Raw genomic sequence first — 22,606 nt, 5'->3', positions numbered from 1 at the left:
ATGGCTGAGAAGATAAAAATGACCACCCCGCTCGTGGAAATGGACGGGGATGAAATGACCAGGATCCTCTGGAAGATGATCAAGGATGAGCTGCTTATTCCTTATATTGATCTGAAGACAGAATATTATGATCTTGGGTTGGAACATAGAAATGAGACTGATGACAGGGTAACAGTGGAGAGTGCGGAGGCTACGAAAAAGTATGGTGTGGCTGTTAAATGTGCGACCATTACACCAAATGCAGCCAGAATGACAGAATATAATCTGAAGGAGATGTGGAAGAGTCCGAATGGTACGATCCGTGCGATCCTTGATGGAACTGTATTCCGTGCGCCCATCGTAGTAAAGGGAATCGAGCCCTGTGTCAGAAACTGGAAGAAGCCGATCACACTGGCACGTCATGCCTATGGTGATGTCTATAAAAATACAGAGATCAAGGTGCCGGGACCTGGAAAAGCAGAACTGGTGTTTACAGCAGAGGACGGAACAGAGACAAGAGAACTGATCCATCAGTTTACAGGAAGCGGTATTATCCAGGGAATCCATAATACAGACAAATCCATTACCAGCTTTGCGAGAGCATGCTTCTCCTATGCATTAGCAACGAAGCAGGATCTGTGGTTTGCAACTAAGGATACTATTTCCAAGAAATATGATCATGACTTTAAGGATATTTTCCAGGAGGTATATGAAAAGGAATTTGAAGCGCAGTTTAAGGATGCAGGAATCACCTATTTCTATACGCTGATCGATGATGCGGTAGCCAGAGTCATGAAAGCAGAGGGCGGCTTCATCTGGGCCTGTAAGAATTATGACGGTGATGTGATGAGTGATATGGTTTCTTCTGCGTTTGGATCCCTTGCCATGATGACCTCTGTGCTGGTATCCCCTGCCGGTGTTTATGAGTATGAGGCAGCACATGGAACGGTACAGAGACATTATTATAAGCACCTGAAGGGGGAGGAAACCTCTACAAACTCTGTGGCAACGATATTTGCCTGGACCGGGGCACTCCGGAAAAGAGGGGAACTGGATGGCCTTGATGATCTGATCGCCTTTGCGGACAGGCTGGAAAAAGCAACTTTAAAGACGATCGAAGACGGTAAGATGACAAAGGATCTTGCCCTGATCACATCCCTTGAAAATGTAACAGTTCTGAACAGTGAGAACTTTATCAAAGAAATCAGAAAAACGCTGGAAGCCTTATAAGGCCTCCAGCGTTTCCCATTTTTCATATAATTCTTCAAGTCTTGCAGAGATGCTTTCTTTTTCCTTTGTCAGCTCCTGAAGCTTTGCCACATTGGTCGCATTTTCGGGAAGTGCCATTTCGTTATCAAGCTGTTTATCTTTTTCTTCCAGCTTTGCGATTTCTTCTTCACATTTCCGGATATCATTTTCCTTCTTGCGCTGCTTTGCCTGCTGCTCCTTCTGGGCTTTCCAGTCCTGCATGCCCTCGGAGGGCGGGGCAGGGGTTTTGGAAACAGTATTTTTCACAGCAAGATCTCCGTTTGGAAGATCACCGGTTTTCTTTTCCAGATAATAATCATAGTTTCCAAGAAAGCCGGTAAGCTGGCCGCCAGATAGTTCCAGGATCCTGGATGCCGTCCGGTTAATGAAGTATCTGTCATGGGAAACATACAGGACAGTTCCTTCATAGGCATTTACCGCATCCTCAAGGATTTCCTTGGAGGCGATATCAAGGTGGTTTGTCGGCTCATCCAGGATCAGGAAGTTGGATTCGGAAAGCATGAGCTTAGCCAGAGAAACGCGGCCTCGTTCTCCACCACTTAAATCACGGATCAGTTTGAATACATCATCACCGGTAAACAGAAAAGCTGCAAGTGTATTACGGATCTGGGTACCGGTAAGAGAAGGGTACTCATCAGAAATTTCGTCAAAAAGCGTTTTGTCCGGATGCAGGACATGATGCTCCTGATCGTAGTAGCCAATATGTACATTTGTACCAAGCGTGATCGTACCACTGTCGGCAGGAACAAGGTCATTGATGATCTTAAGGATCGTGGTTTTCCCTGTACCGTTATCACCAATGATGGCTACGTGTTCGCCTCTTTTAATATCTATGCTGATATCCTGGAACAGGGAAAGGTCATCGAAGGATTTGGCAAGATGCTCTATATGAAGAACATCATTTCCACTCTGACAGCGGGGAGTCAGTGTCATATGGATATCAGCCCGGGCTTCCGTTGGCTTTTCAAGGACTTCAATCTTATTCAGCATCTTTTCCCGGCTTTCTGCCCGTTTGATGGATTTTTCACGATTAAAGCTTTTCAGCTTTTCAATGACTGCCTCCTGATGACGGATCTCCTGCTGCTGGTTCAAATAGGCATTTCTTGCAGCAGTACGCAGAATTTCCTTTTTGGCTGCGTAAGCTGTGTAATTGCCAAGGAAGGTGGTAGCCTTTGTCTGATCAATTTCAATGATCTTGCCGGCAAAACGATCCAGAAAATAACGGTCATGGGAAACAGTAAGAACGGCACCCTTATAATTCAGAAGATAGTTTTCAAGCCAGGCAATTGCATTCAGGTCGAGATGGTTTGTTGGCTCATCGAGGATGATCAGCTCCGGTTTTTTCAGGAGGAGCTTTGACAGGGCGACTCTTGTTTTCTGACCACCGGAGAGAGTGGAAATCTGTTTGCCAAAATCCTCTTCGGCAAAGCCAAGTCCCTTTAGCACACCGCCGATCTCACTCTGATAGGCATAGCCGTTTTCCAGTTCGAACTGATGGTTCAGCCTGGCATAGTTTTCCATGAGGCTGTCCAGCTCACGGCCGTTTACAGTATGCATTTTTTCTTCCATTTCACGGAGCTGTTTTTCCATGGCAATGACAGGTGCTTTGACAGAGAGTAATTCTTCATAAATGGTATTTTCACTGTTTACATTCTGGTTCTGCGCCAGATAGCCGAAGGAGGCCTCCTTTTTCAGGGTGACGATACCGGAATCAGCAGGCAGCTCCCCGACGATGATACGCAGCAGAGTAGTTTTGCCCACTCCGTTGATACCAACAATTGCTGCTTTGTCGTGCTCTTCAATATGGAAGGAAACATCCTTGAGGATGGGTTTTTCGTTAAAGGCTTTGGATAGATTCTGACAGGATAAAATCATAAAAAATGTCCTTTTCGTATTTGTTTTTATCATCTTAGAGTGTAGCGTTTTAGCGGCTTTCTGTCAATGCAGGAAGAATTGACATTTTTTTAACATTGAGCTATGATAAAATTATTAATCATATGGGAGCTGGTATTGTGGAAAATAAAGGAATATCACAGGCCGTCATAGGACGGCTGCCAAGATATTTCCGGTATCTTGGTGAACTGAAGGACCAGGGGATCGAGCGGGTTTCCAGTCAGGAATTAAGTGATATTATGAAGGTGACTGCTTCCCAGATCCGGCAGGATTTTAATAATTTTGGTGGCTTTGGACAGCAGGGCTATGGATACAAGGTAGAATATCTCTATGGCGAGATCGGTAAGATACTTGGTCTTGATCAGACACATAATCTGATCATCATAGGTGCCGGAAATCTTGGTCAGGCGCTGGCCAATTACATGAACTTTGAAAGAAGAGGATTTTTATTCCGGGGGATATTTGACAATAATCCAGCGCTGTATGGCAGGAGAATCCGGGATATGGAAGTGCTTCCCATGAAAGAGCTGTCGTCCTTTGTCAGAGAGAATGCGATCGACATTGCAGTGCTTACCATTCCAAAGAACTGTGCAGTAGAAGTAGCCGAGGAACTGGTCAAGGAAGGAATCCGTGGCATCTGGAACTTTGCACATGTGGATCTGAATGTGCCGCCGGATGTACAGGTTGAGAATGTACACCTTTCAGACAGTCTCATGAAGCTGACCTATAATATTAACCGATATGAAACACATTATGATGCCTGATGATTGGAGTGAGGAAACGTGGCAAAATCAGACGAAGAATTCAGACATGCCCTTTCTGGCAGGAAGCTGCCGCCATTGACATTGGATCACCAATGGCACCAGCTGGTTGTAAGCATAGGGGCAGAGAAGAAGATTCACACACTATCTGCAGAACAGACAGAGCTGTTAAAACAGCAGGCCGGTGCGGCAAATGAATTGAAGAAGCTGAAAAAACTGAAAAAAAGACTGATGGACGAGATTGTTATACTGGCTGAGACCGGATGTGACGGGACAGATAAGAAGGCTGAAAAGAAGCTGGATGAGCATAAAGCACTGATAGAAGAATGTAACAGAAAGATTGATGAATGCGAGGATCTTCTGATCAGTCTGCCGGGAGAACTGGATGAGGTCAATCGTAAGCTGATGCTGAAGACCATGGAGATTTCCTATGACCTGCTTAAGAAAAATGGGCAGGAAATTGAAACTCTCACAGAATGGATTGATTCTACGAGAGAAGAATTAAAGGAAAAGCTGGTGAGAAGGCAGGAGATGCAGGGAACCAGCCAGAATATTTATACTTATATGCATAATGTCTTCGGACCGGAAGTAGTCGATATATTTGATCTTCAGAATTTTAAGCCTGTTATAAAAGAACAGGAAGAAAAGAAATCATAGAAAGTCTGCCCGCTGGCGTACTTTCTATTTCTTTTTGAAGGGGGTTTTATGGAGTATATTGTTACATCCAAAGAGATGAGAGAGTGTGACATGACAGCGATCAAAGACTGTGGGATACCTGCCATGGTACTGATGGAGAGAGCGGCACTTTCTGTGTTCTCAGAGATAGAGGCATTTCTCTCTGAAACGATCCGTATTGCAATATTTGCAGGCTGCGGAAACAATGGGGGAGATGGACTTGCACTTGCAAGGCTGCTGGCAGAAAAGGGGATCCACGCTGATATTTTCCTGATAGGAAATACAGAGAAGCTGAGCATGGAGTGCGGGAGCCAGCTCTCAATCCTGAAACAGCTTGGTATTACAGTCAATAGCAAATCAGCAAAAGCAGAATATGATATGGTAGTGGACTGTTTGTTTGGAACAGGGCTGACAAGAGAGATCACAGGGATATATGAAGAAGCTGTCAGGGCAATCAACTGTTATGGTGAAAAGGGAAGCAGAGTAATCGCTGTGGATATCCCTTCAGGAGTCTGTGCAGATTCCGGGAAGATACTGGGGTGTGCAGTGAAAGCTGAGCTTACTGTTGCTCTTCAGTATGGAAAAGCAGGACACTATCTGTATCCGGGGAAAATGCTGTGTGGTCATACCGTGGTTCATAATATTGGTATCCCGGAGTCTTTCAAATCAGGAAAGGAGCCTTCGTTTTTTTCATACAGGGAAGAAGATATACATGGGATTCTGCCAGAGAGAGCAGCGTTTGGCAATAAAGGAACCTTCGGGAGGATACTGCTTGTAGCGGGAAGCAGGGATATGGCTGGAGCAGCGCTACTGTGTGGAAAAACAATTTTAAGAAGTGGTGCCGGTATGCTGAAGATCATTACAGCTGCCGAAAACAGGGATCTGATCTTAAGGGAGCTTCCGGAAGCCATGATCTACACTTACGAGGGTAAGCCTGAGGAAGAAAAAGTAAGGCAGAGTATAGCATGGGCAGATGTGATCGTGGCAGGATGCGGGATCTCTACAGATGAAAACGCAGAGCTGCTGATGGAAATGATCCTGGAACAGGGAGAAAAAAGAGCAGTTATTGATGCGGATGGTCTGAATCTGATCGCAAGGGAAGGCTCTCTGCAGGAAAAGCTGTTAAAATATCAGAAGGGCAGGGTGATTCTGACACCCCATCCAGGGGAATTTATCCGTCTTGCAGGCATTTCCATGAATACCTACAAAGAAAATCCGGCATTTTATTTAAAGAAGCTGGCAAAGGAGTATGGCTGCGTGATAGCAGGCAAGGATGCGGTAACACTTGTTGCGTCACCGGATGAAAGGATGGTTTATCTGAACAGGACAGGAAATGACGGGATGGCTACTGCAGGAAGCGGGGATGTGCTTGCCGGTGTCATCGGGGCACTGTCTGCTTCACTTGAATATTTTCAGGCAGCATGCTGTGGAGTATTCCTCCATGGGCTTGCCGGAGATATGGCTGCAGAAAAGCAGGGAAAACGAGGAATGCTGGCATCTGACATTTCTGCTGAACTGAAAGAACTGCTGAAGGAAGAAACAGCAGAGAGGGAAAAGAGGATCTGATCATGAAGGAAGAATATCAGAGGGTATATGCACAGATCGATCTGGACGCACTGATCCGGAATGTGCAGCATATAAAGACCAATATGAAGCAGGGGGTAAAGCTGATCTGTGTGATAAAGACGGATGCTTACGGACATGGCGCAGTGCCGGTCGCAAGAGAGCTGGAGCAGCTTGAGGAAGTAAGTGGTTATGCTGTGGCAACAGCAGAGGAAGCACTGGCTCTCCGGAAAGCGGGTGTGCGGAAAATGATCCTGATTCTTGGGTATACATTTCCCTACAGCTATAAGGAATTGATACGGGAAGATATCAGAATGGCGGTATTCCGGGAGGATACGCTCATGCAGCTTGCAGAGGCCGTCAGGGAACTGGAGAAGGAGGGGATACACAAGAAAGCAATAGTCCATGTGAAGGTGGACACAGGTATGAGCAGAATTGGGATCACACCGGATGAAAGAGGACTTTCCTTTGTACAGAAGCTCCTTGCGGTGAGGGAGATTGAAGCAGAGGGGATTCTGACACATTTTGCAAGAGCAGATGAGGAGAATAAGGCTTTTACAGAGAAGCAGTTTGAAAGCTTTTCTTCCTTCATCAGACTGATAGAGAAGGAAACCGGCCATATTTTTGCAATCAGGCACTGTGATAACAGCGCAGGGATCATTGAGTTGCCACAGGATGATCTGGATGCCGGGAGAGCAGGGATCATTCTTTACGGTCTCTGGCCATCTGATGTGGTGTCAAGGGAGATCGTTGAACTGACACCGGTACTGTCCCTGCATAGCAGTATTATTTATATTAAGGAAATAGAGAAGGGAACACCGGTAAGCTATGGAGGCACCTTTGTTGCAGACCATACCATGAAGATAGCGACCATACCGGTAGGATATGGAGATGGCTATCCAAGGGGACTTTCCGGTAAGGGAGAAGTACTGATCCATGGAAAAAGAGTGAGAATCCTCGGAAGGATCTGTATGGATCAGTTTATGGCAGATGTTTCTGATATAGAAGATGTCAAAATGGGAGATGAGGTAATCCTGATCGGAAGAGATGCCGGAGAAGAGATCACTATGGAAGAGCTTGGCAGGCTTTCCGGCCGGTTTAATTATGAACTTGCCTGCTGCCTCTCAAAGAGAGTGCCAAGGGTCTATACAAAGGAAGGGGAAGTCCGGTATATCCAGGATAATTATCAGGACATATAACGGATTTTCTCCTGTGAATTGAATACCTTCAGATATAAATGGAAAGAATCAGTACTACAGAACATTTAGAATGAAGGGTGTGTGTAGATGAAAAGAGGAGATATTTATTATGCAGACTTACGGCCGGTGATCGGATCAGAGCAGGGAGGCATCCGTCCGGTACTTATCATACAGAATGATATTGGCAACAGGCACAGTCCGACGATCATCTGTGCAGCTATCACTTCACGCATGAACAAGGCGAATCTTCCGACGCATATAGAATTGCAGGCAGGAAGGTATGACATGATGAAGGACTCGGTCATTTTGCTGGAGCAGCTGCGTACCATTGATAAGCAGAGACTGAAGGATAAAGTGTGCCATCTGGATGAGGACATCATGAAAAAGGTGAACCGTGGTCTGATGATCAGTCTGGAACTGACTACATAAACTTGACTAGCGGCTGTGAAAATGATATATTTTATCGTGATATTCTGTCTGGCGTGTACAAAGGAGATGAAAAATGAAAAACAATTTGTTCCGCAAGCTTGGGATCTACGGGGAAGAGACTCCTGACAATGTGGAAGAAGAAATTATTTCCATGGTGAATGAAGGTCATGAGCATGGAGTGCTTCATGAGACAGAAGCGGAAATGATTACCAATATTTTTGAGTTTGGCGACAAGGAAGCCAAGGATATTATGACAAACAGGTCAAATATCCTGGCCATAGACAGAGAAATGACATTGTCAGAGGCTCTTGATTATATGCTCAGTGAGAATAAGAGCAGATTTCCTGTATATCATGAAAATATCGATCATATAGAAGGAATCCTTCATTTCCGGGATGCGGTACGTTCCCATAATATTCCGGGAAATCTGGAGAAACCTGTAGGAGAGATTGAGGGACTTGTCAGGGAAGCCATGTTTGTTCCGGAAACAAAGAATATTGCAGATCTGTTCAGAACCATGCAGAAGACCAAAACCCAGATGGTTATCGTGGTAGATGAGTATGGACAGACGCTTGGACTGATTGCCATGGAAGATATTCTGGAAGAAATCGTTGGAAATATCATGGACGAATATGACGAAGAAGAAAAGCATATCCGTGAAACCGGAAATACCGATGAGTACATAATTGAAGGTGTGACCAAGCTGAAGGAGCTGGAAGAGAGATTTGGTATTTCCTTTGAGGAACAGGAGTTTGAAACGCTGAATGGATTCCTGATCTCCAAAATGGATAAGATTCCTGAAGAGAATGAAAAATTTTCTATTGTTGTAGACGGCTATGAATTTAAAATACTGTCAGTGGAAAACCGGATGATCAAAGCCGTGTTGGTGAAGAAGCTGGCAAAAGAAGAAAAAGAAGATAAGAAAAAAGGAGAAAACTGAGATGTCAGGACATTCAAAATTTGCAAACATTAAGCATAAAAAGGAAAAGAACGATGCAGCCAAGGGCAAGATCTTCACAATCCTTGGAAGAGAGATCGCTGTAGCTGTAAAGGAAGGCGGACCGGATCCGAGCAATAACTCAAAGCTTGCCCAGGTAATTGCAAAGGCAAAGGCCAACAATATGCCAAATGATACTATTGAGCGTGGGATCAAGAAGGCAGCAGGAGATGCTTCCAATGTAAATTATAAATATATCACTTATGAAGGATATGGTCCGAATGGTATTGCCATTATTGTTGATGCACTGACAGATAATCAGAACAGAACAGCAGCCAATGTAAGAAATGCATTTACCAAAGGAAACGGTAATGTAGGAACACCTGGCTGTGTATCCTTTATGTTTGACAAGAAGGGTCAGATCATCATTGACAAGGAAGAGTGTGACAAGGATGCAGATGAACTGATGATGCTTGCACTGGATGCCGGAGCTGAAGATTTTTCCGAAGAAGAGGACAGCTTTGAGATCATCACAGATCCCGATGCGTTTGATGAGGTATTAAAGGCAGTTCAGGAAGCCGGTGTAGAGGCAGCTTCTGCAGAGATCACCATGATCCCGCAGAACTATGTAGAGCTTACTGATGAAACAGCGATCAAGAATTTAAACAGGATTCTGGATCTGCTGGATGAAGATGATGATGTACAGGCCGTATACCACAACTACGATGAATAAAAAAAGAAAAATAACAGCAGGAATATTATTTTGCCTGATATTTGTATTGTGTGCAGGGATCAGGGGATTTCTGCTGGCAGACGGGCAGATTCCACTCAGTGATGACGCATCTCTTTATGAAGCATCCATGATCCGCGAAGAAAAAAATGAGCCGGTGATGACAAGCGGAGTCGTTTTTGCCTATACAGAAATCCTGACAGATGTACTGAAATTTACGGGAAATAAACTGGAAGCAGTGGCTGTGATGCAGCTGCTGCTTCAGTGTGCTACTGTAGTGCTTTTATACTTTGGCTGCTTTGCCCTATCAGGAAGGACAGCAGCATTGTTGGAGGCACTCTTTTTTTCTGTATTTCCATTTTTCTGGCAGCTTATGTTTGCGGCAAGACCGGAAAATATCTATCTGGCAGGCTTTGGCTTTTTACTGCTGCTGACTGGCCTATGCAGGCAGAAAATAAACAAGGGAGGCTTTCACAGAAGGAGCATGGATGAATTCCTGATTTTTCTGACAGGATTTGTAAGCGGGGTGCTTCTGATCTGGCATCTTATGACAGTTTTCCTGATTGTTGTATTTCTGGCAGTGGCAGCTTTCCATGCAGCACAGCTTCTGGAGAGACGGAAAGATTCTAAAAACAGGATTTTCCTTATTTATCCGTGCGGTATTTTGCTTGGCTGTTTTGGCACCCTGATGAAATATACAGGGATAACAGGAAATACTCTTATAGAGCAGTTTTCCTGGTGGACCAGTTCTTTCACAGCTGTACAGTTTCAGGGACTGTCGCCATTTTTTGTGTTTCTTCTGCCAGGATCCGTACTTGGCACTGCAGGAATACAGCTCCTGATGGATAGGATCGCAGAAAGAAAAGGATCTTCATTGTCAGTTGACGAGGCAGTGGAAGAGGTGGAAAGGGCTTTGACAGAGGAACCGGAAAGCAGAGGGGAGATGGAGACGGTGGAAGAAAAGAAAGAAAAAAAGAAAGTCAATTATATAGAAAACCCGCTTCCTTTACCGAAGAAGCATGTGAAACGGAACTTTGATTTCAAACTCGATAAGCGAAAAGATGATTTTGATATTGATATCGAAGAGGGGGACGATTTCGATATCTGATCCATAAGACAGCTGTCTGGATCCTGCAGGTGCATTTGCAATAATCGCATCTGCAGGATTTTTCATTATCCTGCGCATAATCAAAAAAGGATCCGATGGATCCATTTTAATTGCAGGAAGAGCGGTTCTGTATAGACATTATAAAAACTCATATACTAAGGAAAAAGAAAGGATATGAGGAAAAATGTCTGATAAGAAAAATGAAAAAATAGAAGCAGAAAGGCACAGAAGTGAAAAAATAGAAGAAAGCGGGCAGGCTACACTGGACCGGAATGATAAAAACAGGACCATTCATCTGATCTCCATTATAGGGGAGGTAGAGGGGCACGATAATCTGGGAAGCAATTCCAAAACAACCAAATATGAGCATATCCTGCCACAGCTTGCAGCCATAGAAGACAGCAGTGAGATCGATGGGGTACTTGTGCTTCTGAATACCATGGGCGGGGATGTGGAAGCAGGACTTGCCATAGCAGAAATGATCGCATCTCTGAGCAAGCCTACCGTATCTCTTGTACTTGGAGGCAGTCATTCCATTGGCGGTCCCATAGCGGTCAGTACAGATTATTCGTTTATTGTTCCTACAGGGACCATGGTGATCCATCCGGTGCGGATGAACGGAATGGTGATCGGCGTGCCGCAGACCTTTGATTATTTCAAACAGATACAGGACAGGATCACAAGCTTTGTCTGTGATCACTGTGAGGTTTCACAGAGGCGTTTTGAGGAGCTGATGATGGAAACCGGAGTCCTGACCAAGGATGTAGGTACCATACTGGTCGGGGAAGAGGCTGTGGAAGAGGGGATCATTGACGAAGTGGGAGGTATCAGGGAAGCAATGAAAAAGCTTTATGAACTGATCGAAAAAAAGAACACTAAAAAAGGAAAAAATCTTAAGGGTGACAAGAGAGGATGAAAATGATATACTATATCTTGTTACGCTTTGTAAACAAAGAAGTGCGGAAGGAAATGTTTTTGTAGATGGCACAGGCAAAAAAAAGTTCCGGCAGAAGCAATTATAACAACAGCAGAAAATCAGCCGGAAACAGTCAGAGAAAGACAACTTCGGGAAGAAAATACAGTAGCAGCACACAGAAAAGAAGCAGTGCACCCATGGATTCTGCGATCAGAAATGAGATTATACTGATCGGCTTACTTGCGGTAGCAGTGGTTCTCTTTTTGTGCAATTTTGGAGTAATTGGTGTAGCAGGAGATCAGATCAGCCATGTGATGTTTGGAATTTTTGGGCTGCTGGCTTATATTGTACCAATTGCTTTTTTTATAATGATCGCATTTGGCATGGTAAACAGCGGAAACAGTATTGCCACCAGGAAGCTGATCGCAGGGGTTATCCTGTTTCTGCTGATCGGCAGTGTATTCGATCTGTTTACGGGACGCCCTTCTTTGGCAGAGAGTTATCAGATCAGAGAAATCTATACGGGATGCAGCGAGAACAAAAACGGTGGAGGTGTCATTGCAGGAACCTTGGCCTATCTGATGTATCATTTTCTTGGACTTGTAGGATCCGTGCTGGCAATTCTTGTCGGAGCGGTCATCTGTATCGTTGTGATCACAGACAAATCCTTTGTTACCGGTGTCAGAAAGGGGAGCCAGAAGGTGTATGAGCGGACCAGGGAGGATGCCAGATACCGGAAGGAGCGTGCGAGGATCCGCAGGGAAGAGCAGGAAGAGGAAAGAAGAAGAGCTGCAAGAGAGCGGCAGCTTTATGAGGAAGAGCTGGAGAATGAAAAAATTCTCCGTATGGATAAAAAGGTCAGTGGTGTCATGATGGATACGTCACTTGCAAGAGATGAGAAAGAAGAGAAAACAAGGGATGACATGCATGAGATCAATCTGAAGAGCGTGTCTGATCATGGGCAGAGAGAGACAGCAGAGGAAGAAGAGATAGAAAAACTGCCATCAGGAGCCTCAGATTCTGCAGCTTCTTCGTACTATGAAGAAGAGGATGGCAGTGATGCCATGATGGAGATTACCGGAGCAGATTTTGTACAGGATGAGGAGATGCCTTATCCGGAGGAGACGACATCTTATCAGGAAGAGCCTGTATATGAATCCCCGGCAGCTGTACCGGTAAGGCAGGAACAGCCAGTCAGAAAAGAAACACCAGTAAAACCGGTAGCAGCACTGAAGAAGGATCCTGGTGCGGTCAGAAGCTCTTCCGGTGCGGTAGGCACGGTTGTGACAGGAGAAATGTATCAGAAGCTTCATGAGAAGAAGCCTGTGGAGAAGGAATATCATTTCCCGCCAATAGACCTGCTTAGGAAAGGGAAGGCAAAGAGTGTAGATTCTTCCAGAGAGCTGCGTGAGACGGCAGAGAGGCTGCGGCAGACACTGCAGACCTTTGGCGTTAAGGTGACGATTACGGACATCAGTCAGGGACCTGCAGTTACAAGATATGAGCTGCAGCCGGAACAGGGAGTTAAGGTCAGCAAGATCGTGGGACTTTCCGATGATATCAAGCTGAATCTGGCGGCTACCGATATCCGTATCGAGGCACCAATACCCGGTAAGGCAGCCATTGGAATCGAAGTACCGAATAGAGAGAATACAGCAGTTGCTTTAAGGGATCTTTTGGATACAAAGGAGTTTAAGGAGTTTGACTCAAGGCTTGCCTTTGCAGTTGGAAAGGATATTGCCGGTAAGACGGTGGTAACAGATATTGCAAAGATGCCGCATATGCTGATCGCCGGAGCAACAGGATCCGGTAAATCCGTATGTATCAATACTCTGATCATGAGTATTCTCTATAAGGCGAAGCCAGATGAGGTGAAGCTGATCATGGTGGATCCAAAGGTGGTAGAGCTGAGTGTATATAATGGTATTCCTCATCTGCTGATCCCGGTAGTGACAGATCCCAAGAAGGCTGCGGCAGCCCTTCACTGGGGCGTTGCGGAAATGACAGACAGATATCAGAGATTTGCTGATTTCAATGTCCGTGACCTGAAGGGGTATAATAAAAAGCTGGAAGAAATGCAAGCCAGGGGAGAAACGGAAATACCTGCAAAGATGCCGCAGATCGTGATCATCGTAGATGAGCTTGCTGATCTGATGATGGTAGCTCCTGGGGAGGTAGAAGAATCCATCTGCCGTCTGGCGCAGCTTGCAAGAGCGGCCGGTATCCATCTGATCATTGCTACGCAGCGTCCTTCCGTCGATGTTATTACCGGTCTGATCAAGGCCAATATGCCAAGCCGTATCGCCTTCAGTGTATCCAGCGGTGTGGATTCCAGAACTATCCTTGATATGAACGGGGCAGAAAAGCTTCTTGGAAAGGGCGACATGCTCTTTTATCCACAGGGCTATACCAAGCCGGCCAGAGTACAGGGCGCCTTTGTATCAGACAAGGAAGTATCAGATGTGGTTGAATATCTGAAGAATCAGAGACTTGGCAATGTTTACAGCAGTGATATCGAAGAAAAGATCGCAGATATGGGAGCAGCCTCTGCAGGAGGCAGTGCAGATACGACGTCTGATAAAGACGAATATTTCGTGGAGGCCGGAAAGTTCATCATTGAAAAGGACAAGGCATCCATTGGTATGCTGCAGAGAATGTTCAAGATCGGTTTTAACCGGGCAGCAAGGATCATGGATCAGCTCAGTGAAGCCGGCGTGGTAGGCGAAGAGGAAGGTACCAAGCCAAGAAAGGTACTGATGAGCATGGAACAGTTTGAGCAGTACATAGAGGAACAGCTATAAATCATAGGGGAGAGAAAGGAAGCAGGGCATGAAAACAGATATTCAGATTGCGCAGGAGGCGGAGCTTTTACCGATCAGAGAGGTAGCGGAAAAGCTTGATATTACAGAGGATGAGCTGGAGCTATACGGAAAGTATAAAGCCAAGCTTTCTGATGAATACATGGAAAGAATCAGTAAAAACCCGGATGGAAAGCTGATTCTTGTGACAGCGATCAATCCGACTCCGGCAGGAGAAGGCAAGACAACGACAAGTGTAGGTCTTGGACAGGCCTTTGGCAGACTGGGAAAGAAAGCGGTGATCGCATTAAGAGAGCCTTCCCTTGGACCGTGCTTTGGGATCAAAGGCGGTGCGGCCGGAGGCGGCCTGTCACAGGTGGTTCCTATGGAGGATCTGAATCTTCACTTCACCGGTGATTTTCATGCTATTACTTCTGCCAATAATCTGCTTGCAGCTATGCTGGACAATCATATCCAGCAGGGAAACGAGCTTGGGATTGATACAAGAAGTGTTGTATGGAAACGCTGCCTTGATATGAATGACCGTGTTCTTCGTAATGTTGTGGTTGGTCTTGGGGCAAAGACAGACGGTTTTGTCAGAGAGGATCATTTTGTGATCACTGTAGCATCTGAGATTATGGCGGTTCTGTGCCTTGCTGATGATATGAAGGATTTAAAACAGCGTCTTGGAAGAATGGTGGTTGCCTACAATTATGAAGGAGAGCCTGTCACTGCAGCGGACTTAAAGGCAGTGGGCGCCATGGCAGCTCTTTTGAAGGATGCGTTAAAGCCCAATCTGATCCAGACGCTGGAGCATACTCCTGCGATTGTACATGGTGGGCCTTTTGCCAATATTGCCCATGGCTGTAATTCTGTCAGAGCAACCAAGATGGCACTTAAAATGGCTGATTATGTGATCACAGAGGCTGGATTCGGTGCAGACCTTGGTGCAGAAAAGTTTATGGATATCAAATGCCGTATGGCAGGATTAAAACCGGATGCGGTTGTTCTGGTTGCGACTGTGCGGGCATTGAAATATAATGGAGGTGTTCCAAAAAACGAACTGTCTGCAGAAAATATGGATGCACTCCATAAGGGAATCGTCAATCTGGAGAAGCATATAGAAAACCTGCATAAGTTCGGCGTACCGATCGTGGTGACGCTGAACAGCTTTGTAACAGATACAGAGGCAGAAATTTCCTATATCCGGAAATTCTGCGAAGAGAGAAACTGTGAATTTGCACTTTCTGAAGTATGGGAAAAAGGCGGTGAAGGCGGTATTCCTCTGGCTGAAAAGGTACTTGACACACTGGAGAACAAAGAAAGTGATTTCCATGTTCTGTATGAGAATGAGCTTTCCTTAAAGGAAAAGATTGAGACAGTTGCCAGGGAGATTTACGGTGCTGATGGAGTCAATTATACTTCAGCCGCTTCAAAGCAGCTTAAGAAGTTGGAGGAGCTCGGATTTGGAAAGCTTCCTGTATGTATGGCAAAGACCCAGTATTCCCTGTCAGATGATCCGATGCTTCTTGGAAGACCGGAGGGCTTTTCCATCAGTGTCAGAGAGGCCTATGTATCCGCAGGAGCCGGATTTGTGGTGGTACTGACAGGCGCTGTCATGACCATGCCGGGACTTCCGAAGGCACCGGCAGCCTTTAATATTGATGTTAATGAAGAGGGTGTGATCACCGGTTTATTTTAAGGGGGACAGTATGGCACAGATTATCGACGGAAAGGCAATTTCTCTTGCCATTAAGGATGAACTGAAAGAAAAAGCGGCGAAGCTGAAGGCGGAGGGAACGGAAGTTACCCTGGCTGTGATTCAGGTTGGCAACAATCCGGCTTCGACCGTGTATGTAAGAAATAAAAAGAAGGGCTGTGAATATATCGGGATCGGATCCCTTTCTTATGAGCTGCCGGAGGAAACTACAGAAGAAGAGCTCCTTTCGCTGATCCGTGAACTGAATGGCCGAAAGGATGTAAATGGTATTCTTGTCCAGCTTCCGCTGCCTGCACATATCGATGAAAACAAGGTGATCCGCACGATCAATCCAAAGAAGGATGTAGACGGATTCCATCCGGAGAGTGTAGGTGCACTCTGTATTGGACAGCCTGGCTTTGTGTCCTGTACACCGGCAGGTGTGATCGAGCTCTTAAAGCGTTCCGGTATTTCCATAGAAGGAAAGGAATGTGTGATCCTTGGGAGAAGCAATATCGTAGGCAAGCCGATGGCACTTCTGATGCTTCGTGAGAATGCTACAGTTACCGTGGCTCATTCCAGGACAGCAAACCTGAAGGAAGTAGCAAAAAGAGCAGATATTCTGATCGCAGCCATTGGAAAACCGAAGATGATCACAAGGGAATATGTAAAAGAAGGTGCAGTTGTGATCGATGTGGGTATCAACAGGGATGCAGATAATAAGCTGTGTGGAGATGTGGATTTTGATGATGTTGCAGAGATCTGCAGCGCCATTACACCAGTTCCGGGCGGTGTCGGACCGATGACGATCGCAATGCTTTTGAATAACTGCATCCAGTCTGTAGAACTGCAGAAATAAAAGGCACAGGAAACAGAGCAGGGAGTGTTTTATATGAAATGTCCGTCGTGCGGGAAAGAGATCGAACCTGGACATCTCTATTGCGAATCATGTGGACTTGAAATCAGGATTGTACCGGATTTTGAGCCAGAAATAGAAAACAGCATAACAGAAACTCTGTCAACGGTTGGAGAAGAGATTAAGGAAAGAGAAACAGAGGGAAACGGACAGGAGGCTGAAACAAACGGCAAGGAGCATGAAGGATTCTTTCTGGAAGAAATGAACAGAAGCCGTATCCGGTCAAGGGTGATCAGTCTTGCTGCGGCACTGCTTGCCATAGTGATATCTGTTCCTCTTCTGTATATTCATTATTCTGCTTCCTACCAGACACAGAAGGCTGAAAAGCTGGCTGATCAGGGAAAATACCGGGAAGCTGCGGCACTGCTTGAAAAAGCGGGAAGGCAGGAGGGAGATATAGTCAGAAACACATTGCTTCTGGCATCGTGCTATGAACAGCTTGATGATACAGAAAAAGCAATCCAGGTACTGACAGAAGAAATCGATAAAGGACAATTTCCGTCTGAAGAAATGGAAAAGCTTTATGAAAGGGTGATCCGGCTTTATGAAAAGCAGGGGCGGTTTGATGCGATCAATGATCTGCTTTCAGACTGCAGAGATGAAAGCATTACCACTGCCTTTCAGCATTATATGGCGCTTCCTCCGGTGTATAATTATGAAAGTGGAAATTATGATGAGGTTCTTTACCTGCGGCTGCAGGCCAATACGACCGGGCATATTTACTACACACTGGATGGAACAACGCCTACAGCTTCCTCAGAGATATACACATCCCCAATTTTTCTAGAAGCTGGCAGATATCAGGTTAACGCCGTTTTTATCAATGAATATGGTATAGAAAGTGACGTAGTAAGAAACTGGTATTCCATTAATCTGACAGTACCGGAGGCACCGGCGGTATTACCGGAGAGTGGGAAATATCAGGTGCCGACCCTGATTGAGATGGATATTCCGGTGGGCTGCAGCATTTACTATACAACAGATAAATCAGAGCCTGACAGCAGCAGTATTCTCTATACAGAACCTATTTCCATGCCTCTTGGAAGAAGTAATTACAAGTTTGTTGTGATTTCAGCTGAAGGTGTAAAGAGCGAAGTGACAAGCAGAAGCTATGAATTTACCATGGATGGCAGTGTTTCCTTAAATACAGCTTCCTCAGCTGTTATCAGGGCGCTGATGGCACAGCATATCCTGACAGATGAAAAGGGACATGCCTTTGGTGAGACGGGAATTCATTCCTTTGTGTATGAAACTGTTGTGCAAATTGGAAATAGCTATTATTATATATTTGGTGAGTATGTCACCGATGGCAATGGCAATAGGAAAAAAGAAGAAAGAATGTATGCCGTGGAAGTTTATACGGGAACCCCAAACAGACTGATTTATGATGAAAACGGTCAGATGGGACTGATCCCGTTAATATAAAACAGGAAAGGATATAGAGATGTACAAGATTTTAGAAGCAAAAGAACTGACACCCAATATTTATTACATGGTGGTGGAAGCAAAAAGAGTGGCAAGGTCCTGCCAGCCGGGACAGTTTGTGATCGTAAGAACAGATGAAAGGGCAGAAAGAATCCCACTTACCATCTGTGATTATGACAGGGAAAAGGGAACCGTTACTATCGTATTCCAGGTAGTCGGAGCCGGAACAGAATTTATGTCTCATTTAAAGACAGGTGATGCCTTCCACGATTTTGTAGGTCCTCTTGGACAGCCTTCTGAGCTGGTTCACGAGGATAAGGAAGAACTGAAGAAAAAGAAAATCCTTTTTGTTGCGGGTGGAGTGGGAACTGCACCTGTTTATCCGCAGGTAAAATGGCTCCATGAGAACGGCATTGATGCAGATGTCATCGTTGGTGCAAAGACAAAGAGTATCCTGATCCTTGAAAAGGAAATGGAAGCAGTTGCAGGCCGTCTTTTTGTTACCACAGATGATGGCTCCTATGGAAGAAGCGGTATGGTAACGCAGACCATTACCGATCTTGTAAATGAAGGTAATCATTATGATGTATGTATCGCCATTGGACCCATGATCATGATGAAATTTGTCTGCAAGCTGACAAAGGAACTGAATATCCCTACTGTGGTCAGCTTAAACCCTATTATGGTAGACGGAACCGGTATGTGCGGCGCCTGCCGTGTCACTGTAGGAGGAGAAGTGAAGTTTGCCTGCGTTGACGGACCGGAATTTGATGGACTGCAGGTTAATTTTGATGAAGCTATGCAGCGTCAACAGATTTATAAGACTGCAGAAGGAAGGGCCTATCTTGCAGCAAAAGAAGGAGCAACCCATCACGGCGGCTGCGGAAACTGCGGAGGTAATGACTAATGGACGTATTAAAGAAGACACCTGTCAGAGAGCAGGATGCGAAGGTAAGAGCAACCAATTTTGAAGAGGTCTGCCTTGGCTATAATGGAGAAGAAGCAAAAGAAGAAGCAAGCAGATGTATCAACTGCAAGAATGCCCAGTGTATGAAGGGATGCCCGGTATCCATTAACATTCCGGGATTCATTGAGAAGGTAAAGAATGACGATATCGAAGGTGCTTATCAGATCATTTCCGAATCCTCTGCACTTCCGGCAGTCTGCGGACGTGTATGTCCTCAGGAGAGTCAGTGCGAAGGCAAATGTATCAGAGGTATCAAGGGAGAGCCTATCTCCATCGGAAAGCTGGAGCGTTTCGTAGCAGACTGGGCTTCCGAAAACGGAATCAAACCCCAGGGAGCTGCAGAGAAGAACGGTAAGAAGGTTGCTGTGATCGGATCCGGCCCTGCAGGACTTACCTGTGCCGGCGATCTTGCCAAGATGGGCTATGATGTTACGATCTTTGAAGCACTTCACGAAGCAGGCGGTGTACTGGTTTATGGTATTCCTGAATTCAGACTTCCGAAGACCAGAGTCGTAGCGAAGGAAATCGAGAACGTTAAGTCACTTGGTGTAAAGATTGAAACCAACGTGGTTGTCGGAAAATCCGTTACCATTGATGAGCTGCTGAATGAAGAGGGCTTCGATGCCGTATTTATCGGATCCGGTGCAGGGCTTCCGAAGTTCATGGGTATTCCCGGTGAGCAGGCAAACGGAGTATTCTCTGCCAATGAGTACCTGACAAGAAGCAATCTGATGAAGGCATTTAATGAAGATTCCAATACTCCTATCATGAGAGGTAAGAAGGTTGCTGTTGTAGGCGGTGGTAACGTAGCCATGGATGCAGCAAGAACAGCACTCCGTCTTGGCAGTGAGGTTCATATCGTATACAGAAGAAGCGAGGAAGAGCTGCCTGCCAGAGTAGAAGAAGTACATCATGCAAAAGAAGAGGGCATTATCTTTAATCTGCTGACTAACCCGGTAGAGATTCTTGAAGATGAAAAGGGCTGGGTAAAAGGCATCCGCTGCATTAAGATGGAGCTCGGAGAGCCTGATGAATCCGGCAGAAGACGTCCTGTGGAGGTTCCTGGATCTGAGTTTGTGATTGATGTGGATACCGTTATCATGTCCCTTGGAACTTCTCCGAATCCGCTGATCTCTTCCACGACCAAAGGTCTTGAGATCAACAAGAGAAAATGTATTGTTGCAGCAGAAGAGAATGGACAGACATCCAAGGAAGGTGTTTATGCCGGTGGCGATGCGGTAACAGGAGCAGCGACTGTTATTCTGGCAATGGGTGCCGGAAAAGCAGGAGCAAAAGGCATTGATGAGTATTTGAGAAATAAATAAATGAAAAAAGAATTTGATCAGGAAAAAGCAAAAATTATTGTAACAATCCTTCCTTTTGTGCTGATCGTACTGGTTTTGTTTATCACTTTTGTGGTATCTGCTGTCAAAAATAAAAATAACAGTGAAAGCCGGAATGAAGATCTGCAGGAAAGCATTATGGATTATGCTGATGAGAATATGCCGGAGCAGAATGCAGGTGAGAAGCAGGAAATAGCAGCTGCAACTCCCGCACAGACCGGGGCGGAGGAGAAAACGGACGGGAAGGCAGATGCCTCCCCGATTCCGGAACAGACCCCCTATCAGGAAATTATGCAGAATGGTACTGTGGACTACAGCAAGATTACCTATGACAAAGATAGTCAGCTTAAGGAAATGATGGGGTACTGGGCTGACAGCAATCAGAAGGCACTGGATGATCTGGCATCCCTTGACCGCTTCCGGGCCATGAGCTACAGCCTGCGGGGTTCTACAGATTTCTACTATTATGGAGATAAGGACAGCAATGGATTTCCTTCCGGAACGGGAATTGCCGTTTATGCAGACAACCAGTATTATTATGGAACCTGGAAAGACGGAAAACGGGATGGCAAGGGAACCTTTATCCATTATCATGTGCATAATGACAGCAAAAATACAGATCTGTATACGTATCATCAGTACACGGGCGGATTTGCAAATGATCTGCCGGATGGAGAAGGATCCGAGCATTTTGATTTTAATACGGCGAATTTCAAGAAGGGTGAACGTTATGTGGGCAACCGGATCGGCGGTTACAGTGGTGGACTTCTGAACGGGGATTTCTATGTGACAACAACAGACCTGAATGATAAGATGGAGGAATGGGAAGGCACAGCAGACCATGGAACCTGGGTTTACCAGAATGCCAATAAGGATAAAAAGGGAAACCGCACTATTCTTGTGATGATCGGGGATGAAGAGAACTTTATATGGATGCAGCCGTCTGTAAATAAAAATATAGGGGTACCGTGTCTGATTTCGAAGTATAAAATAGCAGAGTGATCTGCGTCCCGGGGAGGTGTTTTTATGGCTTCGTATGTAAATAATACAGAGAAAGCAGAGAATAACAGGTCTTCTGCCTATACTCTGCTGATCGTGGGTATAGCTGGATTTATTCTGGTTGTCCTTTATTTTCTGGATGTGATACCGGTCAGAGGGCTGAACAAGTATATGATCAGCGGCGTTATGGGGGCGCTTTTTCTGCTTTTCATCATTATGGGCTGTGTTTCCTTGAGAAGTGCCAGAATATTTGAAAAGAAGGCCGGCAGTGAGAACAATCTGACAAGTGAGATCAAAAAGTGGTGTATGACCAATCTTTCGGCAAAGGCCATTGACGAATCACTGCACTTTGATCAGGAGGAGGAAGAAGCAAAGTATTTTGCCAGAACAGAAAGGGTAAAGGAACTGATTTCAGGAAAGTTTATGAATCTGGATCAGGATTATCTGGAACGGCTGGCTGATGAGATCTATGCATCCATTTTTGAAAAGAATGGGCAGGAAAAAGAAACGGATTTATGAAAATAACAGTTATCTGTGTAGGAAAAGTAAAAGAAAAATTTTACCGAGAAGCCATTACGGAATTCAGTAAGCGGCTTTCCGGCTACTGCAGGCTGGAGATCATCGAGGTTGCAGATGAAAAGACACCGGACAGTGCAGGAGAAGCGCTGGAGGAACAGATCAAAAAGAAAGAGGCATCCAGGATATTAAAATATATCAAAGAGGATGCTTTTCTTTTTACACTTGAAATCCAGGGGAAGCAATATGATTCCGTAGGACTTTCAGAGAGACTGGAAAAGCTGATGACGATGGGAAAAAGCCATATCCAGTTTGTGATCGGGGGGTCGCTGGGACTGCATGAGAGTGTGACAAAGAGGGCAGATGAGGCAATTTCTTTTTCCAGAATGACCTTTCCTCATCAGCTTATGCGGGTCATACTGCTGGAGCAGATTTACCGGAGCTTCCGTATCCTGTCAGGGGAGCCTTATCATAAATAAAGGAG

The 22,606-nt window shown here is 45.4% G+C and carries 20 protein-coding genes; 19 read left to right on the top strand and 1 reads right to left on the bottom strand.

Going from position 1 to position 22,606, the window contains the following annotated elements:
- Positions 1-1,209 (top strand): NADP-dependent isocitrate dehydrogenase, encoded by a 1,209-nt coding sequence (locus tag OCV77_RS03075; RefSeq protein WP_118796871.1) that lies wholly within the window; start codon positions 1-3, stop codon positions 1,207-1,209.
- On the opposite strand, the gene OCV77_RS03070 is transcribed toward OCV77_RS03075, so the two are convergent.
- Positions 1,204-3,123: an ABC-F family ATP-binding cassette domain-containing protein gene (locus tag OCV77_RS03070; protein WP_262573244.1), complete on the bottom strand. Its 1,920-nt coding sequence runs from the start codon at positions 3,121-3,123 to the stop codon at positions 1,204-1,206. The two genes, OCV77_RS03075 and OCV77_RS03070, sit on opposite strands and share 6 nt — an antisense overlap.
- A 137-nt stretch (positions 3,124-3,260) precedes the next feature.
- Here OCV77_RS03070 and OCV77_RS03065 point away from each other — a divergent pair, with 137 nt between their 5' ends.
- The 18 genes from OCV77_RS03065 (at position 3,261) to rlmH (ending at position 22,601) form a co-directional block, all read left to right on the top strand.
- Positions 3,261-3,905: a redox-sensing transcriptional repressor Rex gene (locus tag OCV77_RS03065; protein WP_262573243.1), complete on the top strand. Its 645-nt coding sequence runs from the start codon at positions 3,261-3,263 to the stop codon at positions 3,903-3,905.
- 18 nt (positions 3,906-3,923) lie between these two features.
- Complete coding sequence (locus tag OCV77_RS03060) at positions 3,924-4,559, top strand: hypothetical protein (protein WP_262573241.1); 636 nt, start codon at positions 3,924-3,926, stop codon at positions 4,557-4,559.
- Positions 4,560-4,607: 48 nt separating this feature from the next.
- Positions 4,608-6,143 (top strand): NAD(P)H-hydrate dehydratase, encoded by a 1,536-nt coding sequence (locus OCV77_RS03055; protein ID WP_262573240.1) that lies wholly within the window; start codon positions 4,608-4,610, stop codon positions 6,141-6,143.
- Between the two features lie 2 nt (positions 6,144-6,145).
- Positions 6,146-7,339, top strand: coding sequence for an alanine racemase (gene alr / locus OCV77_RS03050; RefSeq protein ID WP_262573238.1), 1,194 nt, complete (start codon positions 6,146-6,148; stop codon positions 7,337-7,339).
- A gap of 87 nt (positions 7,340-7,426) precedes the next feature.
- The gene (locus tag OCV77_RS03045) at positions 7,427-7,768 is read left to right on the top strand and encodes a type II toxin-antitoxin system PemK/MazF family toxin (RefSeq protein ID WP_118796876.1); all 342 of its coding nucleotides are present in this window, start codon (positions 7,427-7,429) and stop codon (positions 7,766-7,768) included.
- Between the two features lie 73 nt (positions 7,769-7,841).
- On the top strand, positions 7,842-8,708 hold the full coding sequence (locus tag OCV77_RS03040) for a hemolysin family protein (RefSeq protein WP_118796877.1): 867 nt from the start codon (positions 7,842-7,844) through the stop codon (positions 8,706-8,708).
- A 1-nt stretch (position 8,709) separates the two neighbouring features.
- Positions 8,710-9,438 carry a YebC/PmpR family DNA-binding transcriptional regulator gene (locus OCV77_RS03035; protein WP_118796878.1) on the top strand — a complete coding sequence of 243 codons (729 nt, stop codon included), beginning with the start codon at positions 8,710-8,712 and terminating at the stop codon, positions 9,436-9,438.
- Positions 9,392-10,543 carry a hypothetical protein gene (locus tag OCV77_RS03030; RefSeq protein WP_262573237.1) on the top strand — a complete coding sequence of 384 codons (1,152 nt, stop codon included), beginning with the start codon at positions 9,392-9,394 and terminating at the stop codon, positions 10,541-10,543. Before OCV77_RS03035 ends, OCV77_RS03030 begins: the two co-directional genes overlap by 47 nt.
- Positions 10,544-10,727: 184 nt before the next feature.
- Positions 10,728-11,459 (top strand): ClpP family protease, encoded by a 732-nt coding sequence (locus OCV77_RS03025; RefSeq protein WP_262573236.1) that lies wholly within the window; start codon positions 10,728-10,730, stop codon positions 11,457-11,459.
- A 65-nt stretch (positions 11,460-11,524) separates the two neighbouring features.
- Positions 11,525-14,260, top strand: coding sequence for an FtsK/SpoIIIE family DNA translocase (locus tag OCV77_RS03020; RefSeq protein ID WP_262573235.1), 2,736 nt, complete (start codon positions 11,525-11,527; stop codon positions 14,258-14,260).
- 28 nt (positions 14,261-14,288) lie between these two features.
- Positions 14,289-15,959 carry a formate--tetrahydrofolate ligase gene (locus OCV77_RS03015; protein ID WP_262573233.1) on the top strand — a complete coding sequence of 557 codons (1,671 nt, stop codon included), beginning with the start codon at positions 14,289-14,291 and terminating at the stop codon, positions 15,957-15,959.
- A 10-nt stretch (positions 15,960-15,969) separates the two neighbouring features.
- A complete protein-coding gene (gene folD / locus OCV77_RS03010) occupies positions 15,970-16,815 on the top strand; it encodes a bifunctional methylenetetrahydrofolate dehydrogenase/methenyltetrahydrofolate cyclohydrolase FolD (RefSeq protein WP_262573230.1) in 846 nt (281 codons plus the stop codon).
- A 33-nt stretch (positions 16,816-16,848) separates the two neighbouring features.
- The gene (locus OCV77_RS03005) at positions 16,849-18,297 is read left to right on the top strand and encodes a chitobiase/beta-hexosaminidase C-terminal domain-containing protein (RefSeq protein ID WP_262573228.1); all 1,449 of its coding nucleotides are present in this window, start codon (positions 16,849-16,851) and stop codon (positions 18,295-18,297) included.
- Positions 18,298-18,316: 19 nt separating this feature from the next.
- Positions 18,317-19,204 carry a sulfide/dihydroorotate dehydrogenase-like FAD/NAD-binding protein gene (locus OCV77_RS03000; RefSeq protein WP_118796885.1) on the top strand — a complete coding sequence of 296 codons (888 nt, stop codon included), beginning with the start codon at positions 18,317-18,319 and terminating at the stop codon, positions 19,202-19,204.
- Positions 19,204-20,589, top strand: coding sequence for an NADPH-dependent glutamate synthase (gene gltA, locus OCV77_RS02995; protein WP_118796886.1), 1,386 nt, complete (start codon positions 19,204-19,206; stop codon positions 20,587-20,589). The genes OCV77_RS03000 and gltA overlap by 1 nt, the downstream gene beginning before the upstream one ends.
- Entirely contained in the window at positions 20,590-21,609 is a 1,020-nt protein-coding gene (locus OCV77_RS02990) for an MORN repeat-containing protein (protein ID WP_262573225.1), read from the top strand.
- Positions 21,610-21,633: 24 nt separating this feature from the next.
- Complete coding sequence (locus tag OCV77_RS02985) at positions 21,634-22,125, top strand: hypothetical protein (RefSeq protein WP_262573223.1); 492 nt, start codon at positions 21,634-21,636, stop codon at positions 22,123-22,125.
- The gene (rlmH, locus tag OCV77_RS02980) at positions 22,122-22,601 is read left to right on the top strand and encodes a 23S rRNA (pseudouridine(1915)-N(3))-methyltransferase RlmH (RefSeq protein ID WP_262573222.1); all 480 of its coding nucleotides are present in this window, start codon (positions 22,122-22,124) and stop codon (positions 22,599-22,601) included. Before OCV77_RS02985 ends, rlmH begins: the two co-directional genes overlap by 4 nt.
- Positions 22,602-22,606 lie beyond the last annotated feature (5 nt).

Source organism: Suilimivivens aceti, from assembly GCF_025567405.1.
Lineage (GTDB): Bacteria > Bacillota > Clostridia > Lachnospirales > Lachnospiraceae > Suilimivivens > Suilimivivens aceti.
The sequence above is the reverse complement of the archived record's forward strand: the minus strand, read 5'-3'. Positions and strand labels throughout refer to the sequence as shown.

What these genes read in the sequence shown, in the direction of transcription:
- OCV77_RS03045 (WP_118796876.1), top strand. Translation starts at nt 7,427, where the DNA reads ATGAAAAGAGGAGATATTTATTATGCAGACTTACGGCCGGTGATCGGA.
- OCV77_RS02985 (WP_262573223.1), top strand. Translation starts at nt 21,634, where the DNA reads ATGGCTTCGTATGTAAATAATACAGAGAAAGCAGAGAATAACAGGTCT.
- OCV77_RS03015 (WP_262573233.1), top strand. Translation starts at nt 14,289, where the DNA reads ATGAAAACAGATATTCAGATTGCGCAGGAGGCGGAGCTTTTACCGATC.
- gltA (WP_118796886.1), top strand. Translation starts at nt 19,204, where the DNA reads ATGGACGTATTAAAGAAGACACCTGTCAGAGAGCAGGATGCGAAGGTA.
- folD (WP_262573230.1), top strand. Translation starts at nt 15,970, where the DNA reads ATGGCACAGATTATCGACGGAAAGGCAATTTCTCTTGCCATTAAGGAT.
- OCV77_RS03000 (WP_118796885.1), top strand. Translation starts at nt 18,317, where the DNA reads ATGTACAAGATTTTAGAAGCAAAAGAACTGACACCCAATATTTATTAC.
- OCV77_RS03030 (WP_262573237.1), top strand. Translation starts at nt 9,392, where the DNA reads ATGAAGATGATGATGTACAGGCCGTATACCACAACTACGATGAATAAA.
- alr (WP_262573238.1), top strand. Translation starts at nt 6,146, where the DNA reads ATGAAGGAAGAATATCAGAGGGTATATGCACAGATCGATCTGGACGCA.
- rlmH (WP_262573222.1), top strand. Translation starts at nt 22,122, where the DNA reads ATGAAAATAACAGTTATCTGTGTAGGAAAAGTAAAAGAAAAATTTTAC.
- OCV77_RS03035 (WP_118796878.1), top strand. Translation starts at nt 8,710, where the DNA reads ATGTCAGGACATTCAAAATTTGCAAACATTAAGCATAAAAAGGAAAAG.
- OCV77_RS03075 (WP_118796871.1), top strand. Translation starts at nt 1, where the DNA reads ATGGCTGAGAAGATAAAAATGACCACCCCGCTCGTGGAAATGGACGGG.
- OCV77_RS03055 (WP_262573240.1), top strand. Translation starts at nt 4,608, where the DNA reads ATGGAGTATATTGTTACATCCAAAGAGATGAGAGAGTGTGACATGACA.
- OCV77_RS03025 (WP_262573236.1), top strand. Translation starts at nt 10,728, where the DNA reads ATGTCTGATAAGAAAAATGAAAAAATAGAAGCAGAAAGGCACAGAAGT.
- OCV77_RS03020 (WP_262573235.1), top strand. Translation starts at nt 11,525, where the DNA reads ATGGCACAGGCAAAAAAAAGTTCCGGCAGAAGCAATTATAACAACAGC.
- OCV77_RS03005 (WP_262573228.1), top strand. Translation starts at nt 16,849, where the DNA reads ATGAAATGTCCGTCGTGCGGGAAAGAGATCGAACCTGGACATCTCTAT.
- OCV77_RS02990 (WP_262573225.1), top strand. Translation starts at nt 20,590, where the DNA reads ATGAAAAAAGAATTTGATCAGGAAAAAGCAAAAATTATTGTAACAATC.
- OCV77_RS03040 (WP_118796877.1), top strand. Translation starts at nt 7,842, where the DNA reads ATGAAAAACAATTTGTTCCGCAAGCTTGGGATCTACGGGGAAGAGACT.
- OCV77_RS03070 (WP_262573244.1), bottom strand. Translation starts at nt 3,123, where the DNA reads ATGATTTTATCCTGTCAGAATCTATCCAAAGCCTTTAACGAAAAACCC.